This is a genomic window from Chitinophaga pinensis DSM 2588, assembly GCF_000024005.1.
Lineage (GTDB): Bacteria > Bacteroidota > Bacteroidia > Chitinophagales > Chitinophagaceae > Chitinophaga > Chitinophaga pinensis.
On record NC_013132.1, the window covers coordinates 6,606,821 to 6,623,936 of the forward strand.

The 17,116-nt window shown below is 47.6% G+C and carries 12 protein-coding genes; 4 read left to right on the top strand and 8 right to left on the bottom strand.

Translation table 11 applies throughout. From position 1 onward, the window contains the following. Positions 1-3: 3 nt before the first annotated feature. A complete protein-coding gene (locus tag CPIN_RS25895) occupies positions 4-705 on the top strand; it encodes an alpha/beta fold hydrolase (protein ID WP_012792826.1) in 702 nt (233 codons plus the stop codon). A 16-nt stretch (positions 706-721) separates the two neighbouring features. Here the strand turns inward: CPIN_RS25895 and CPIN_RS25900 are convergent, their stop codons facing one another. The 4 genes from CPIN_RS25900 to CPIN_RS37040 form a co-directional block, all read right to left on the bottom strand. Beyond that, the gene (locus CPIN_RS25900) at positions 722-1,831 is read right to left on the bottom strand and encodes a metallophosphoesterase family protein (RefSeq protein WP_012792827.1); all 1,110 of its coding nucleotides are present in this window, start codon (positions 1,829-1,831) and stop codon (positions 722-724) included. A gap of 120 nt (positions 1,832-1,951) precedes the next feature. Further along, positions 1,952-2,359, bottom strand: coding sequence for an NUDIX hydrolase (locus CPIN_RS25905; protein WP_012792828.1), 408 nt, complete (start codon positions 2,357-2,359; stop codon positions 1,952-1,954). 23 nt (positions 2,360-2,382) lie between these two features. Beyond that, entirely contained in the window at positions 2,383-3,117 is a 735-nt protein-coding gene (locus CPIN_RS25910) for a LytR/AlgR family response regulator transcription factor (RefSeq protein ID WP_012792829.1), read from the bottom strand. Then, positions 3,114-4,598 (bottom strand): sensor histidine kinase, encoded by a 1,485-nt coding sequence (locus CPIN_RS37040; RefSeq protein ID WP_052306875.1) that lies wholly within the window; start codon positions 4,596-4,598, stop codon positions 3,114-3,116. The genes CPIN_RS25910 and CPIN_RS37040 overlap by 4 nt, the downstream gene beginning before the upstream one ends. Positions 4,599-4,803: 205 nt before the next feature. Here CPIN_RS37040 and CPIN_RS25920 point away from each other — a divergent pair, with 205 nt between their 5' ends. Both CPIN_RS25920 and CPIN_RS25925 read left to right on the top strand, forming a co-directional pair. Beyond that, positions 4,804-5,706: an ABC transporter ATP-binding protein gene (locus CPIN_RS25920; RefSeq protein WP_012792831.1), complete on the top strand. Its 903-nt coding sequence runs from the start codon at positions 4,804-4,806 to the stop codon at positions 5,704-5,706. After that, complete coding sequence (locus CPIN_RS25925) at positions 5,700-9,188, top strand: ABC transporter permease/M1 family aminopeptidase (RefSeq protein WP_012792832.1); 3,489 nt, start codon at positions 5,700-5,702, stop codon at positions 9,186-9,188. The genes CPIN_RS25920 and CPIN_RS25925 overlap by 7 nt, the downstream gene beginning before the upstream one ends. Before the next feature lie 27 nt (positions 9,189-9,215). Here CPIN_RS25925 and CPIN_RS25930 read toward each other — a convergent pair whose 3' ends face one another. After that, entirely contained in the window at positions 9,216-11,873 is a 2,658-nt protein-coding gene (locus CPIN_RS25930; RefSeq protein WP_012792833.1) for a T9SS type B sorting domain-containing protein, read from the bottom strand. A gap of 81 nt (positions 11,874-11,954) precedes the next feature. Between CPIN_RS25930 and CPIN_RS25935 the strand changes: the two genes are divergently transcribed. Beyond that, a complete protein-coding gene (locus tag CPIN_RS25935; RefSeq protein WP_012792834.1) occupies positions 11,955-12,371 on the top strand; it encodes a hypothetical protein in 417 nt (138 codons plus the stop codon). Positions 12,372-12,409: 38 nt separating this feature from the next. Here the strand turns inward: CPIN_RS25935 and CPIN_RS25940 are convergent, their stop codons facing one another. The 3 genes from CPIN_RS25940 to CPIN_RS38295 form a co-directional block, all read right to left on the bottom strand. Next, positions 12,410-13,969, bottom strand: coding sequence for a M81 family metallopeptidase (locus CPIN_RS25940; protein WP_012792835.1), 1,560 nt, complete (start codon positions 13,967-13,969; stop codon positions 12,410-12,412). A gap of 196 nt (positions 13,970-14,165) precedes the next feature. Beyond that, positions 14,166-15,545, bottom strand: coding sequence for an ATP-binding protein (locus tag CPIN_RS25945; RefSeq protein WP_012792836.1), 1,380 nt, complete (start codon positions 15,543-15,545; stop codon positions 14,166-14,168). Between the two features lie 45 nt (positions 15,546-15,590). Then, the gene (locus tag CPIN_RS38295) at positions 15,591-17,102 is read right to left on the bottom strand and encodes an eCIS core domain-containing protein (protein ID WP_012792837.1); all 1,512 of its coding nucleotides are present in this window, start codon (positions 17,100-17,102) and stop codon (positions 15,591-15,593) included. Between the last annotated feature and the right edge of the window lie 14 nt (positions 17,103-17,116).

Sequence of the window (17,116 nt, forward strand, 5' to 3'; positions counted from 1 at the left end):
TTCATGAAACCTTCCTTGTTATTGCTCCATGGCGCTATTGGCGCTTCTTTTCAGCTGCAACCGCTTGCGGAGAGCCTGAAGGCTCATTACGACATACATATGCTTGATTTTCCCGGCCATGGCGGGACTCCCTTGCCAGATCAGCCTTTTTCCATCGCGCTCTTTGCCGACGCCACGTTACAGTATATCCGCCAGCACCGGCTGGAAGACCTCACTATATTTGGTTACAGTATGGGGGGATATGTCGCCCTTTATCTGGCAAAACAGCATCCTGGCCTGATCGGGAGGATCATTACCCTGGGTACGAAATTTCACTGGGATGAACCTACTGCGGTAAAAGAGACAAAAATGCTGAACCCGGAGGTCATCCTGCAAAAAGTACCGGCCTTTGCTGATAACCTGGCCCGCTTACATGCGCCACGGGACTGGAAACAGGTATTATTGCAGACGAGTGAGATGATGCTTTCCATGGGTAGGGACAACCCGCTGAAAGCAGATGATTATAAAGACATTACAACGCCAACGCTTATTATGCTTGGCGACCGTGACAAGATGGTCTCCATAGAAGAAACCGTCAATGCCTATAAAGGGATCAACGGCGCACAGATGGCCGTATTGCCGGGTACGCCGCATCCGATAGAACAGGTAAATATCTCCCTGCTCACCTATTTCCTGCAACCTGTGACCACTTATACGCCCGCCTGATCCTGACGGATCAGGATCAGCTTATCGGTAATACAAACGTATCTTCCAGGGTCGCATTGACCGGTGCATCTGGCTGTGCACGGTGCGGTACGGAATAATACCGGCCCGTAAGGGTCAAACCCGTGGCGCTCCGCTCCAGGGAGACCTTCAGAAAACCGTGTTTATTATCGCAATAACTCTCCAGTCTTACCTGCTGGAAAGTGGGATAGTCATTTGTGAAACGGGTATCGTCCAGTGCAGCGATGGCATGTAATTCGTCATATCCGCCACCACCGGCTACGATAAAACACACAGATTTACCATCGGGATACTGCCGTTTCATACGCTGGTAGTTGTGTACGTGTCCGCTGAACACGATATCTGGTCGCACGCCCGTCTCTTCAAAGACAGACTCCAGCAGTGTGATCATCGGCAGGCTCGACCCATGGTTGATATCCGCCGAATAAGGCGCGTGATGAATACAGATGATCAATGCTTTAGCAGGACGTTCGCTATCGGCTGCTATCAATTCAGCTTTCAGCCATTCTCTTTGCTCGTCTGTCACAATCCCAAACTTAGGTACATTACTGTGCATACCGATAATGTTAGCCAGCGGGGCTTTCATCGTCCAGTATACATTGGGCTGTACCATACTTTTCCTGGCAGATCCCCCACTGAAGGGTATTGTATGCGGCGCCGTATCACAGAAGACGGTCATAAAAGGCTCCAGACTGTTATACGCTACAGGAGCATCCTCATTTACATCACTGTCATGATTACCGGCAATCGCAAAGATCGGCGCAGGATACAGCTTATAAGGATCAAAAAACTGCCGCTGGTACTGCGACACCTCTCCATGATTATACACCACATCTCCCAGATGATAAAGAAATTGCGGACGCTCTCCAGGAGCTGCCGTTTCAAATTGCTCCAGCATCTCTTTTACTACTTCCCGCTGGAAATCCGGACTACGCATACTGCCGGTATCGCCTACCATATGGAAGACCATGCTGTCTTCACTGATTGACGGCAGCACATCCTTTAACGCTAAATGATAGGGATAAGGGCCGCTGGGAGCTGGTAAAGGCCGGTATTTGTAAGAATCATCGGGCTGGTCTTTCTTAAGCACAGGTGTATTATATCTCATGACAATTTTCGCTGTTCCGGGATAAAGATAAAACCAAAATTGACTAGTAGGTAGTCCCCAATGTGATCAACAGATGAATAAATACATCCAAAAACGGCTGTAAGTCTTTATTTACAGGGCTTAATCAACTAATCCCGCTTCCTGTAATATTTTCAGAATAGCGATTGCCCCCGGGGCTTGTGCAGACTGTTCTGCATATTCATCCGAAGAAAAGAAACGGATCTCTCCTATTTCAGCAGCCGGTTTCGGCTCAATGTCCCGGTGTACCAGGTAACAGTCCTGTTCCATAATCACGCCTCTCTTTTCGCCAAAAGCAGGCGCTGTGATATGTGTATAGTATTCAAGGTCTTCTTCTGTCAGCTGCACATGCAGCTCTTCTTCGATCTCCCGGCAAAGCGCGCCCTTCTCCGTCTCCCCTTCATCTACTTTGCCGCCGGGTAAATAAAAACATTGTTTATTTCTGCTGAATGCCAGTAATAATTTCCTGTCCCGGACTACCAGGAGCCCTACGGTCTTTAATGCCACCATCTGTTTGAATAATTTATGCTTGTTCAGATACCCTGTCCACCCAGCAACAGCTTCACCTGATGTTTGTAGTTTTTACCGAGCGGCAGCTGTTTACCATTTTTCAGGGTAATGGTATTGCCCTCAAGATAACGCACAAATTTTTTATTGAGGATATAAGATTTATGGATACGGATAAACGTATCGGCGGGCAACTGGCTCTCAAAACTGGAAAGCGTACGCGGCGTCAGCACAAAACGACTGGCATCCCATACTTTGACATAATTACCTAAACTTTCAAAATAGTACAGTTCTTCCGGGTTCAGTTGTATCAGTTTCTTATCCGATTTGATATAAAGCGCTGCGGGTTCTGTAGGGGTAGCAGAAACCGCTACAGGCGTATTATTACCCGCCTGTTGTTTAAGATTATAAATTGATAAAGCCCTGTTGGCGGCTTTTAGGAAACGGTCGAAACGGAATGGCTTCAGCAGGTAATCACAGACCTCCAGCTCAAAACTTTCCAGGGCGTGTTCCTCATAAGCGGAGGTAATGATCACGATGGGTTGCTGTTGTAAAGTCCGCAGAAAATCAAGCCCATTCAATTTAGGCATCCGGATATCCAGGAAGATCAGGTCAACAGGCTGCCGGCTCAGGAATTCCAGCGCTTCCATCGCCCGGTAGCATTGTCCGGCGGTCTGCAGGAAGGGTACGTCTTCCATATACCGCAGGATCACCTCATGTGCGAGTGGTTCATCATCTACTATCAGACATCGTAAACTCATGAAAGATCCAGTTGCATTTCTGCTTTAAATGTATGATTTTTTACGCCGGTTTGTAACTGATAACGCCCCGGGTATAACAATTCCAGCCGCTTTTGCAGATTGCTCAATCCGATACCGCCGGCAGTAGCTACATCTCCCTCAAAGGAATTCTCACAACTGAAATACAAACGTTGTTGTTTACAATGCAATGTAAGATGCAGGAAGGCAGCATCTTCTGCGGGTTCTATCCCATGTTTGAAAGCATTCTCTATAAATACGATCAGCAGCATCGGCGCGATCTGTTGTGCAGGGTCTTCTATATCAGGCTGAAATTGCAGGTCCAGTGATTTCCTTAAACGGATCTGTTGAAGATCCATGTAGTCTTCCAGGTATTTTACTTCTTCCCGGATACTCACCCTTGTTTCCTGTCCCTTGTAAATGACATAACGCATGAGTTCCGACAATTGCAGAATACTGTCCGGCGTTTGTTTCGACTGTTGCAGACTCAACGCATACAGGTTATTCAAGGTATTGAAAAAGAAATGAGGGTTCAGCTGCTGCTTTAAAAGATCCAGTTCAGTCCTGGTCTTCTCCTGCTCCAATGACACGATCCGGTTGTTTTGCCTGGTCCACTGAATAGCGAGTACCACCGGTAGTGTCGCAAAGACGATCATCAGCGCAGCAAATGCATTTTCCAATACAAAGGGATTCTCCGAAAAGATACTCCCTAATAAACGATTGATCGGCATCCAGGCCAAGAGCTGCCCCATCAAAGGGTATAAGATCGCAATAAGCGCAAAAGCACTCATGACATAAGCCATGATTCCCCGCTGCTTCAACACACGGGCGACCAGCCATCTGCTATTCAGGTAATACAGCGCATACCCGCACATATACATGAAAAGAAACTGTGCGATAAAAAACAGGAAAAGACCAAAATGCGCAATGATCTTAGCCGGTATAAATTCATAACCGATCAGCAATTGGTCTTTGGTGTGATACTGCGGGTTATTAAGACTGGATACGGCCATCGCGGAAAGAATAACGGCAATCATCAGAAGACTGATCAACACCGCCTTATCCAGGCTGATACGCCCGATCCAGGGTACCTGCCTTACCTGCCGGCGATACCAGGCATTGACAACCAGTACCAATTCCAGTGAAATACAATAGAGCGCGCCGATGGCGAACAGCTGATCTGATACACCCAATACCTGCATGTACATACAGCTGGCAGTCAGCAGTGGCAGACCAACCACAAAAACACCTGCCCAGGAGAACAGGTATTGCTGCAGGGACCATCTTTCGCGCAGGTAAGTCCGGTACCAGGCAAACACAAAAACCGGTAATTGTGGTAAAGCCAGCGCGAGCAGCTGCCGGACAAACACCAGCCAGCTCACAGGCGTTGCGGCAAGTAGACTGACCCAGATCAGCATACCTGTAAACAGCCATACATCGAGCTTAGATACGATAAATCCTTCTTTTTCCTTTGTTACATCCATATATCTGACTGGTAAAAGAAAGGCAATTCCGTCACCGGCACAAATATTAATGACAAAGGGACCCATTTTCATGACGTAAGCAGTAAACGACGGATCTAAGCGTTTATGGGGCGTTTGTCAGCATATCCCCCCCCTTCCTCATGTATAGTTGAACACCCTGTAACAGCGATATAGTTTGCAGCCGGATTCACCTAAAAACAACCCGATGTACAGACTACAGATCAAAGGACTACATAAAAGCTATGGCGGTCAGATAAAAGCGCTTGATAACGTATCCCTTGACATCCCTAATGGCATGTTCGGACTACTGGGGCCTAACGGCGCCGGTAAGTCGTCCCTGATGCGCACACTGGCCACTTTACAATTGCCCGACAGCGGAGAGGTCTTATTTGATGGCAAAGACATCCATCAACATGCACATGCACTGAGAAAACAACTCGGCTACCTGCCACAGGACTTCGGCGTTTATCCGAAGATCTCCGCCTATGCCCTCCTGGATCATTTTGCCATACTTAAAGGTATCCTGCACAAAGGCGAACGCAGGGAACAAGTCCTTGCCCTGTTACAACAAACCAATCTTTATAATGTCAGGAAACAGGCGGTAAGTACCTTTTCCGGCGGTATGCGGCAACGCTTTGGTATTGCACAGGCTTTACTGGGCAATCCGCAGCTGATTATTGTAGACGAGCCAACGGCAGGACTTGACCCGCAGGAACGGAACCGTTTTCACGACCTCCTGAGCGAGATCGGCGAACAGGTCGTTATCCTGCTCTCGACACATATTGTAGAAGACGTACATGATCTTTGTCCGGAAATGGCTGTATTGGCCCATGGGAAGGTCATTTTACGAGGAAAACCGGCCGGACTGACCTCAACCCTGAAAGGACAGGTATGGCGTAAAACGGTCTCTAAAGAGGCATTACCGGGCTACCTGTCTTCGCTGGATGTCATTTCCACCCGTCGGATCGCAGGACGTATTCACCTGCATGTACTGGCAGCTACCTGCCCGGAAGCAGGGTTTGAACCATTTACCCCCGATCTGGAAGATGTTTACTTCTCCGCACTATTCGGAACACAAGGTTCTAAAAAGGAGGGCGTATTATGCTAAGCGCTTTACTCCGATTTGAATTATACTATCACTTCCGGCAGATCACTTTTAAAGTGACCGCCTTACTCTTCCTGTTGTTAGGAATGCTCTGTGTACATGGTCATTTCGGCGGTAATGCCATACATGCAAATGCCCCGTATGTGGTCACTTACCTGACAGGCTTCCTTTCCCTGTTCACTATTTTTGTCAGTTCGCTCTTCTGCGCCAATGTGATATTACGGGATCAGACCTATAAAATGGAACAGTTACTGTTTACGACCGCTATCCAGAAACCCGCTTATTTCATTGTAAGATTCACGGGTTTACTGCTGACCGTCTTCCTCACCATCAGTCTTTGTACGCTTGGTATCGGATTAGGCGCCTGTTTCGCTGACAGCGATCGCCTGGGACCATTTCACCCCATATTCTTCCTGCAGCCCCTGCTGATATTTGGTTTACCCAATGTCCTCTTTGTAAGCACCGTCATTTTCTGTACTGCCGTGCTAAGCCGGAGCGCTAAAGCGATCTATACCGCAGGTGTACTGCTTTATGTCCTTTATTCTATAGCAGCCATATTGGGTAATTCACCCTTGTTTGCCAGTTCATCCCTGAAAACCGGCACACCTGACATATTACCCTTGCTGACAGATCCCTTTGGATTAGCCATCTTCCTGGGAGATACGCGTCAATGGTCCGATCTGCAACGCAATGAGCAACTTTATCCGCTTCGCGGATTATTACTGCAGAACCGCCTGATATGGGGTTCTTTCTCGCTCCTCCTGTTGTTTGTTACATACAGCGCGTATGCATTCCGTTTACGCTTCGCGAAAGTCAGGAAAGTGGCTGATAAACAGCCGACCGGCATCACGGCTATTCCTTATAGCGCCCGCAACACGATGGTCGGCGGAGCCGCTTATTACTGGCAATGTTTCCTGGCACAATGGAAACTGGAAACAGCACAGGTATTCAAACACATTCCTTTCCTCGTCATGCTCGCCCTCTGGATATTTGTCTATGCCATCGAGCTGAAAGATACATTGATCAACGGCGCCTATGGCGTACAGTTCTACCCTTTCACCAGTATTATCATAGAGACGCTACGATCCGTAAAACCCGCCATGCTGCTGATTATCTTTTACACGGCAGAAATTGTATCCAGGGAACGCAGCGTGAATATACAGGGTTTGTTATACAGCACGCCTGTCCGCAACAGTATTATGTGGGCAGCCAAATGCGCAAGCCTTGTTATATTGATCGCGACACTGATCGCTGCGAATATTGGCATCGGAATCGGGCTGCAGCTCAGCAAAGGCTATTACCATTTTGAACTATCCCGCTACAGCACATTGTTCTATTACAGCGGACTACCCCTATTGCTATTTGCCGTACTGGCGCTGTTCATACAAACCCTCGCCGGCAACAAATACCTGGGTATGGTCCTCAACATGTTTGTAGCAGTGCTGATCATCTTTGGGCGTCGCATAGGACTGGAACATTACCTTTTCCGATATGCGACCACTCCGGACATGGACTATTCAGATATGAACGGCTTCGGAAACTATGCGCCTGCCTTCAACTGGTATATGTTGTACTGGTTAAGTTTTGCGCTGCTGCTGGCCATGTTGAGTATTAATCGCTGGCAACGCAGCGCGCATATCAGGATTGGTTTTCGCCTGCGGCGGATATGGCTGCTGCCCATATCGCTGTTTCTCGTATGCGGTAGTTATATTTACTACAAGACTAATATCGAATCAAGCTATCGCAATGCAACAGCAACACTGGACTGGCGACTCAACTACGAACGGCAATACCGCGCAATCGCAAATCTGCCGCAACCCGTTATTACAAGCGTACGTACTACAGTAGATATCTATCCCGGATCCAACAGCTATCATGTAAAAGGAACTTATACGCTCCACAATGAAACAGAAAGCGACATTGCTACAGTATGGCTGGGTGTGGATCCGCAGGTAAATACATGCCGGTTCTTCCTGCCGGATGCAACGCAAAAGAGTTTTGATCCTGTCTTCAAACAATCGCGCTATGAACTGAAACGTCCGCTTTTACCCGGACAGGCAATACAATTACAGTTTGACATGACAGTGATCCGTTCCGGCTTTACACCACTGGACAAAGAAAACACCGTGGTCAGTAATGGCAGTTATATCGAACTCGAAAAGTATGTTCCTTTCCTGGGATACAACGACCGTTTCGAAGTTTCCGATTCCATCACAAGAAGGAAGCATGGTATGCCGTCTTATGTCGCGCTCCTGTCTACAGACAGTAACTACCACCGTATTAACTACGAAGCAACCATATCCGTTCCCGCCGGTCAGCAGGTAGTGACGATTGGTCAGTTGCAAAACAACTGGCAGGAAAAAGGACGCAGTTACTTCCATTACAAAACGGTAACGCCGGTGAACTTTATGTTCGCACTCAGTGCCGGTGAATATGCTGTTAAGAGAGAACAATACAAGGGTATCAACTATGCGGTCTATTACCATCCAGCACACACGGCGAATATCAACGCCATGTTACAGGCAATGAAAGATGCGATCGATTATGGTACGACACATTTCAGTGCGTATCCGCATCAGACATTGACATTGGCAGAGATCCCTCAATACAAAGGCGCTGCAACCGCCTATCCGGGTGTAATCTTCAGTGCAGAGAACCTTAACTTCAAAAGCAATTTCAGCGATAGTAATACAATCAACTATGCATATGGCACCACTGTGCATGAAGTAGCGCATCAATGGTGGGCCAATCTCCTGACACCTGCGGACCAGCCAGGAAGAGCCTTTCTCACAGAAACATTAGCTCAATACACAGAAGCGATGGTTTTGGAACAACATGGCGGCCGGCCACTCATGCGGAAATACCTGCGAAATGATAATCACCTGTATTTTGCCATGCGTGGTCCGAATGAAGTGGAACAGCCTTTAGCAGCCGCCATCGATCAATCCGCCGTCTGCTACCAGAAAGGTACACTCGCGATGTATGCATTAAAAGAAACATTGGGAGAAGAATGCGTCAACCATGCCTTACAACAGCTATTACGGCAACACGCCTGGCCGGGTCAAAAAGCCATTGCACAGGATCTGCTGACAATACTCCGTACAAACGCTTCTCCGCAGGAAATCAAAACAATCAATGACTGGCTGACAAAGACCTATATCTACGCCCAGGAGATCAATGTCCTTTCCTGTCAGCAACAGTCCAACGGACAATACAAACTGACCGTAGCGGTGAAGGTCATCAAACAGGACCTTCAAACAGACAAGGAAATAGTGCCTGATGATGATATCGACATTGCTGTATTTGACAAAAAGCAACAGGATTGGCATAGGAATACCAATCCTGTCTATCTGAAAAAACATCATTTCTCAAAAACAAATAGCGTACTGACAATCCTGACAGATCAGGCGCCAAAAACGGTCGTTATAGATCCTTATTGTTACCTGCCGGACCCGGTACAGGAGAATAATACAAAGGAATTATAACAACGCATCCATTGTTTGTTAATGCCTTTATCTGATCAGCGTCAAAGTACCCTTCTCCGTAATATCCTCATTCTCATGTCCGAAATAACTATAATTCACAATATACACATAAGAACCTGCCGGCTGCAACACTTCTCCAAAACGGCCATCCCAGTGAGTTGACAAATTATTGGAAGCAAACAGCTGTTGCCCCCAGCGATTGAAAATACGGATATTGTAATGCGCAATACCGTGCGACTTGATGACAAAGCGGTCATTGACACCATCACCATTAGGTGTAAATGCAGTAGGAATATAGAGTGAATTATTAAAAATGATATTGATGGTTACCAGGTCTGTTTTTACACAGTTCCTGCCCGTTACGGTAGTAACAGTATATGTAGTCGTTTCCCTGGGCGTGGCGACAGGGTTCGCGCAGTCCGCGCAACTAAGTCCGCTGACAGGCGTCCAGGCATAATCCACCGCATTGATCGCATGCAATTGTACCGACTGACCGATATTGATTGTCGTATCATTATTGGTGATCACCACTGGTGGCTCGGAAATATTCTGCAATGTGATGCTCGTATCCACCTGGCAATTATGCTGGTCCGTTACCACCAGGGCATAATTACCCGCTGACAGATTACGCAATGTCCCGGTACCAGCTGTATTATTCCAGGTATAAGTATAAGGCGGTGTACCACCGCTAACAGTAGCGGCAATCTGACCATCAGCCTGACTACAGGATTCGTCGACACTATTCACGGAGAGCTGCATAACAGATCCCTGGGCGACCGTAACAGGAATATCTACGACACAGGATGCATTTCTTACATGTACGATATAGTCACCCGGAGCGACACCGTTGAATGTCGGGGAAGGCTGATAAACACCGGCATCCAGCGCATATTCGTAAGGCGGGGGGCCTTCTTTTATCTGTACGCTGATACTGCCTCTGCCACTACAATCTGGCGGCGTAACCGTTGCTTCCGCATCCAGTACTTTTGTTTCGTCTTTTTTTACCTCGACGATCCTTGATATTGTACACCCGCCGTTATCCACCACCCTTACCGTGTACATGCCCGGCTGCAGGTTGTTGAATACGTTACTGTTGCCATTGCTCACCCCACCGGTTGCGTATGTATAAGGAGCAGTGCCGCCCGTCATATTGATGGCGATACTACCTTGCGGAGTGTTGCAGGTAACGTCTGTCACGGTGGCGGTCATATTCAAAACCTGGCTTCTGGTTACCACCACTGCATCCGTCGCCGTACAACCACCATTGCTGACGACAACGCTATAGGTACCAGGGTCGCTGACTGTAATTGTCTGAGATGTTTCTCCGGTACTCCACAGGTAGCTGCTAAATCCGGCGCCGGCATCCAGTACGCTGGTGGCACCTTCACAGATTGCCTGATCCGGACCGAGATTCACTGTAGGCGGATTGAGTACGACAACTGTTCTGCAAAATGTGCTTTGTGTAGGCGATGATTCGTTCATCAGCAGGTTAATAGTATAGGTGCCTGCCTGCGTATAAGAAACAGGCGGAGGATTTTGTAAAGTAGAGTTACTGATACTCGAAGTATTACAACTGTTAAAAACAAATCTCGATATCTTCTGTCCGGTAGCATTGGTCACGAATGCGTAAAGGTCATTGCCTTCCCGGAAGATAGTGGAGATGGAATGCGGGAAACTAAACCCACCACCTGAATTAAGAGACGTTGCCGTAAACCCGCTGGTGATACCACCTGTAAAATCGATCCTGGTCAAATCGGACGCACCTGCACTCACGACCAGTCCGAAGATCTTACCACAGTCACGGATCACGGAGATATCGCGTGGTCCGTCTATGATACCGCCACCGTCTCCAAGGTTCACACCCGTGGGGGTATTGGCCAGCGAATTACCGAAATCCATCCGGGAAATGCTATTGGTTCCTTCGTTTGTCACGAATACATACCAGTTGCCATTGTCCTGTGTAGCGAAGATACCGGTAGGATGGTTGAGACTGCCCACATTACCGAGATTGATGGCTGTAGGTGTATTGGCAACCGAGTTACCGAAGTCAAAACGGGTTACACTATTACTCAGAAAATTGACGGTAAAGCCATAATAATTACTCCCTTGCCGGGTAATATACAAGTCATGCGGGTAATCCATATTCCCGAGATTGCCCCAGTTCACACTCGATACTGGTGCATTGGAAAGCGCATTCCCAAAACTGATACGCACGATACGAGGGGCTATCTCGCTGGTACCACCCACAATGATCACATACCAATTGTTTCCATCCTGGATCACCTGTACCCCTTGTGTATGGTTAGGGATCACTCCGCCCAGGCTGCCGAAATTATCCGCAGTAGGCGTATTCAGGTAACTGTTACCGAAACTGTAACGTACCAGTTCTCCGATATTATTAGTAATAAATGCATAATAATTACCGGCATCCTCAGCAATTGCTAAAAAAGTAGGCGTACGTAAAGCACCATTAATATTTGTAAGATGCGTTACCACCGGTGTACTAAACAGGCTGCCCGAGCAAAAGTTCCAGAAATAGGTTGTACCCCCGGTAGAATTATTCTGTATATTAAATGTCTGGTTGACGCAAACGGTATCAGGCACCGTAAAACCCGCCACCTGTGCGGTTATACGACAATAGATAAGGTGAAGCAGTACCAACATAGGCAGCAAACGGGATCTCATGGTAGATTTTATGGGTCTTAGTACTATTTGAGCGCGTCAGCGCTAAGTTAACTAAATTAGCCTTTTAAAGCGACGACATATATGCAAAAGGACTATATACTGGAAATGATTGAAGAGTTGGGACGTGTATTAAGAGCGGTGATCGGTATGAAAAGAAGTGAGCCCTTAAAGGCGCTGGCAAGCATACAGACGGTCTTTAAGGCGACTAAATTTGAGTCAAAGGAAAACTTCGACCGGCTGACTGCCGGCGAACTGGAAGCCTTTATTACAGAGAAAAACATGAATTTGCAGACCCTGGATACGCTGACGGATCTCCTGTTTGAAGAAGCGGATATCAGACTGGACAACGGGGAATATGAAATAGCGACACGCCTGATTAACAAACTGGATTTCCTGGTCTCTTATATTTCAAAACGGGAAACGGAGTTGAAAGTGATCTCTTTAAAAAGAGCGCCGCAACGGGAAAGACTATCTTTCCTGTTGAAGAGTCTTAAATAGACAGAAAGGCTTCCGTCAGCAACGGAAGCCTTTCACAATTACTTTTGTTTGCCTGACAACGGCACCAGTCTGGCCGAAAGATCAGGATCTTTCATGTCTTTGTCCAGCGGGAACATCGGACGGTCTATCCGTTTATACGGTAAGCGTTCCAGGTCCTGATCCACTCCTCCGGGCGTAAGCGCCAGTATCCAGTCTGCTCTCATGGCATACAACTCCGGTTCCAGGTAACCGATCTTTACAACTACGATATCTGATTGCCGGGGATTGAGCCCCAGTCTGGTAAAATCTTTCTCCTTATGATAAGGCTTACGCTTCTGCGTAACAATCACGTGCACACTGCCTACTTTCACGACAACCTCTACCACCGCGTCCTTATCTCCTTTTTCAATAGCTTCCACAGTACCGTTCAGTCGTACGGGAGGCGCATAACGCGCATCTACTGCTGCACCGGCATAACCATCTACCCGTCCGCCGACACCAACTGCGATCGCTTTTTCCACCAGTTCCGGACCGGGAATGGAAGCATAGATCAGGGAAGGGCCATTTGCTGACTGAAACTCTTTTCGTGCAAGGATCTCGGTCAGTGTCCAGGTTACATCACCTGCGCCGCCGGCAGTAGGGTTATCACCGGAATCGCTGATAAAGAAAGGATGTTTACTGCTGGCGATGGCCTTATCGAGACTCCCTTTCAGATTATCTGTCGGCGCTACGAAAGCATAGGCATTACGCGCGTCCCAGAAACTTTTGGCCAACTGCTCTGCCGTAGCCGATACCTTTTGTTTATCATCACCGGTCACCATCACGACCGCATGATTACGCGGTTCATCCGCCCAGGCATATCCTACCCAGATAGCTGCATCTACGATACCTGGCTGTGAAGCAGCAGGCGCTACCGCTTTATAGACCGTTTTAGCGGGTTCTATACGTGTACTGGTCTTTTCCCCTGGCAAGAGCACCGGGATCGGAATCCAGGCTTTAAAAGCCGGTTTCCCCTTACCGCTCTCTATGCGTTCGAGCAGGTTACGTACGGCTCTTTCTTTTGTTTCCATGGCATCCTCGTGTGGGGCCATCCGGTAACAGGTAATCAGGTCCGTATTTGCTGCCAGTCGCCAGGACACATTGCCATGCAGGTCCATCGAAGTCGAAATAATCGTTTTCGTACCTATCGCCTTCCGGATCCTGGTAATAAAGTCGCCCTCCGGATCCTCCAGCCCTACTACGCTCATCGCCCCATGAATATCGAAGAATAATCCGTCGTAAGGCGCATGTTTTTTAAGAGAGTCCAGCGTTTTATTCACCAGGGACTCATACGCCTCTCTCGTCACCGCTCCTCCCGGCAGGGACTTCCCCACAATAGCCGGTACCCATACCGCACGGCTTCTCAACGGAGCATCCACGCCAAAAAAAGGATAGGCGTTGAACACTTCCGAGGCATACCGGGCGTGAAAAGCCTCTTCGTTTGTTAAAGCAGGAGAAAAAGTACTGGATTCTATACCCAGGCCCGCAACAGCGATACGGGGCAGTTTCTTTTGCTGTCCGTACACGGCAACAGATACCAGTGCACAGTAGCAGGACATAAGCAGAAATACACGCTTCATATATAGATTTTAGCTGATAAACATGACCACCTTTAACGCAGTCAAATTAGCCAAAAACTATTGCAGTTTGTAATAATGATTTCACCGGCACTGATAATATCTAAACTACCTTCACCCAACTCCTAACATCACCCACCACCATCCCCGCAACTCCCCGCTGCATTTAAATTCTTAATTCCTAATTCTTAATTCCTAATTATTTATAGATCTTGCCTTCCTTGTTAAACTCCCTCACCAGTCCTTCTTCCACATCCACAGCCGATATCGGCAATATCTCTCCGCCTGGCTGCATATTCTTCAGAAAACAATACTGTGCCACATTAATGATCGAAGCGCCGGAAATCTCATGCGTAGCCGCCAGTTTTTCCAGTATACCCTCTTTCTGCATCATATGGTCCGGCAGAATCATCTTCCAGAGTTGCAGCCGTTCCGCCTGATTCGGCATCGGGAATTGTATAATAGACTGAAAACGACGGGAGAAAGCAGGATCGATATTATTCTTAAAGTTGGACGCCAGGATCACCAGTCCGTTATAGTTTTCTATACGCTGTAACAGATAGGCGATCTCCTGGTTAGCATATTTATCGTGCGCATCCCGGATGTTGGTACGCTTCCCGAATAAAGCATCTGCTTCATCAAAGAATAGGATCCAGTTCTTATGCTCCGCCCTGTCAAACAGACCAGAGAGGTTTTTCTCTGTCTCTCCGATGAATTTGGACACCACCAGGGACAAGTCAATACGGAATACATCCAGATCATCCGGTAAACCACCCGGATCTTCTGCAGGATCACGCTTGCCAAGCAAACAGGCAGACAAAGTTTTACCGGTCCCCGGAGGGCCATAGAACAGTGCCCTGTAACCCGGTTTAAGCCGTTTATTAGTAGCACGTAATTTATCTTTCAGTCGTAACCATTTCTTCAATTCCTGCAACTGATCCATGGTCTGTGCATTCAACACCAGGTCCGACCAGTCCAGCGGGGTGGTGATACTTTCTGCCGGAAAATCATTGCCAAAGCGCGGTTTTGCATAAGACCCTGTCAGGAACAGGTCAATGAATTCCTGCGACAATACAATCCTGCCACTCATTGCCGGCTCTCCTTCTTCCGGCTTCTCCAGCCACAGCACATGACGTTGTGCAAACACATGCGATTCACTGAAGTAGCGCATTTTATCAATACGTGCGGACAGATTACCGCCTGCCAGCAGGAACAAAAAAGTATCGCCTGTTGGTAACAGTCCGCGGAACTGTGTGCCTTTCACACAGCCAATCAACGGGAAATCCCCTTTATCTATCAGGTATTCATTAATGACATGCTCAAAGAATACGGCATTGACATGCGGCGCCAGCGCCATGATCAGTAATAACTGAGACTCCTTATCCAGCTGGTTGTCATTGATAAACCGGACGATAGGCGCATCCGGCCAGGAAGCGCCAGGTGCTGCATCAGGAGAGGGTATAACAGGGACGACATTGTTCTCCGGACCAAAATACTGGCCCAGCCTTTTCTTCATTTCCTCCTGCAACCAGGATAAATACTCCTGCAGGACGTCTGCATTCTTTTGGTTATCGATCATAGTATATTAAAACTGCTTATTCATTTCCGGCAGCAGGACTGCGGATTATTGTTTGGGAGCTTCCGGTGCAGGTGCAGGCGCCGGAGCAGGTGCGGGCGGATCTGTTACATCATCCGTCTTTGTTTTACTGATCGCTTCCATATCCTTTACATAGGCCTCATGTTGTGCTTTCCATTCAGCTTGTAGCTTTTCGAACTTCGCCTTGCTCACCGGTTTCTTGATCACGATTTCTGGGAATGGATGAGTTTTTACATACTCCATAAAATCAACACCGTGATTGCCCTCATGGAAGCCCAGAGATTTATTTCCCTTATCCTTATCAGATTTGATATGACCACGACCATAACCTGAATCACTCTTTGAAGTAGCATCTGCTCCATAGATGGTTTCAATGATCAGTGTCTTGGAAATGCTCACTTTAGTGACCCTCTTCTTGCTATCCATCTCATAAGAAACATAAGCAGCAATATTGCCTTTTGTTTCCGCATGATCAGCTGCAACATTTTCTTCTTTCGTCGCCTTCCTGTCCGGTTTGATTTCTACATTGAAATCACCTATGGGGAATTTAGCAATTTCTGATTGTTCATCCGCTTTCACCCCATCCGGCAATGGAGTAGAAGTCTCACGTTGTACACCCGGTGTACTATGTCCGGCGGCAGGAGTACCTTGTTTGCCTTCTGCAACAGGCGCTGCGCCTTGTTGTACGACATGCGTCAGTTCATGTGCAAGCAGGTGTTTACCACCGGCAGAAGAAGGATCGTATTTACCACTATTGAAGTACACGTCGTTACCATGTGTAAATGCCTGTGCACCGAGGTCGGAACTTAATTCGGCAGCTTTATCACCTGTATGTACACGCACATTGCCAAAGTCAGCACCAATAGCCTGACCCATTTCTTTTTTAACATCCGGAGAAAGCGGTACACCATGACCACGCTGTTCGCTTAAACGCTGGCCCAGTTGTTCGCCTCCGTCTTCCATGCCACGGGAATTACTTTCCTTTGCCATCACACCAGGCTTTGCGCCTTTCTTATCTTCCTCTTTCTCTTCTTTCAACACTTCATCTGCAGCAGGTTTCTTCTCCTGTTCTTCTTTCTTCTGTACTGGCTTTTCTTCTTCTTTTCTATCGGCTGCAGGCGCTTTCTTCTCTTCTTCTTTCCCATTTCCTTTCTTCTGCACACGCTTCTCTTCTTCCTTCTTACCAGTGGCTACTTCAGGCTTCTTTTCTTCTTTATCGGCCTGTCCTTTTTTCTGCACTTTTTTCGCATCCTCTTTCTTCTCTTCGTCTTTACCTTCAGGCATTGCCTGTACGGCAGATATCTCTTTACGCTGCACAGCATTCCCTTTAGCAGGTTGCTGATTGACTACTTTATCTGCAACGGCGTCCGCCTCTCTTTCATATTTATCGCCTGGCTGTCCTACGGACAACTTTGGCTGAAAGAAAGCATCTTCCTTGCTTTGTAATACTTTTTGTGTAGGACTGAAGAAAGGGGACTCCTTCGTATCTGTGATTTCGGGGTTACGGTGTCTCCGATAGCGACGACTGTTCGTTTTCATATCTATCGTTTTAA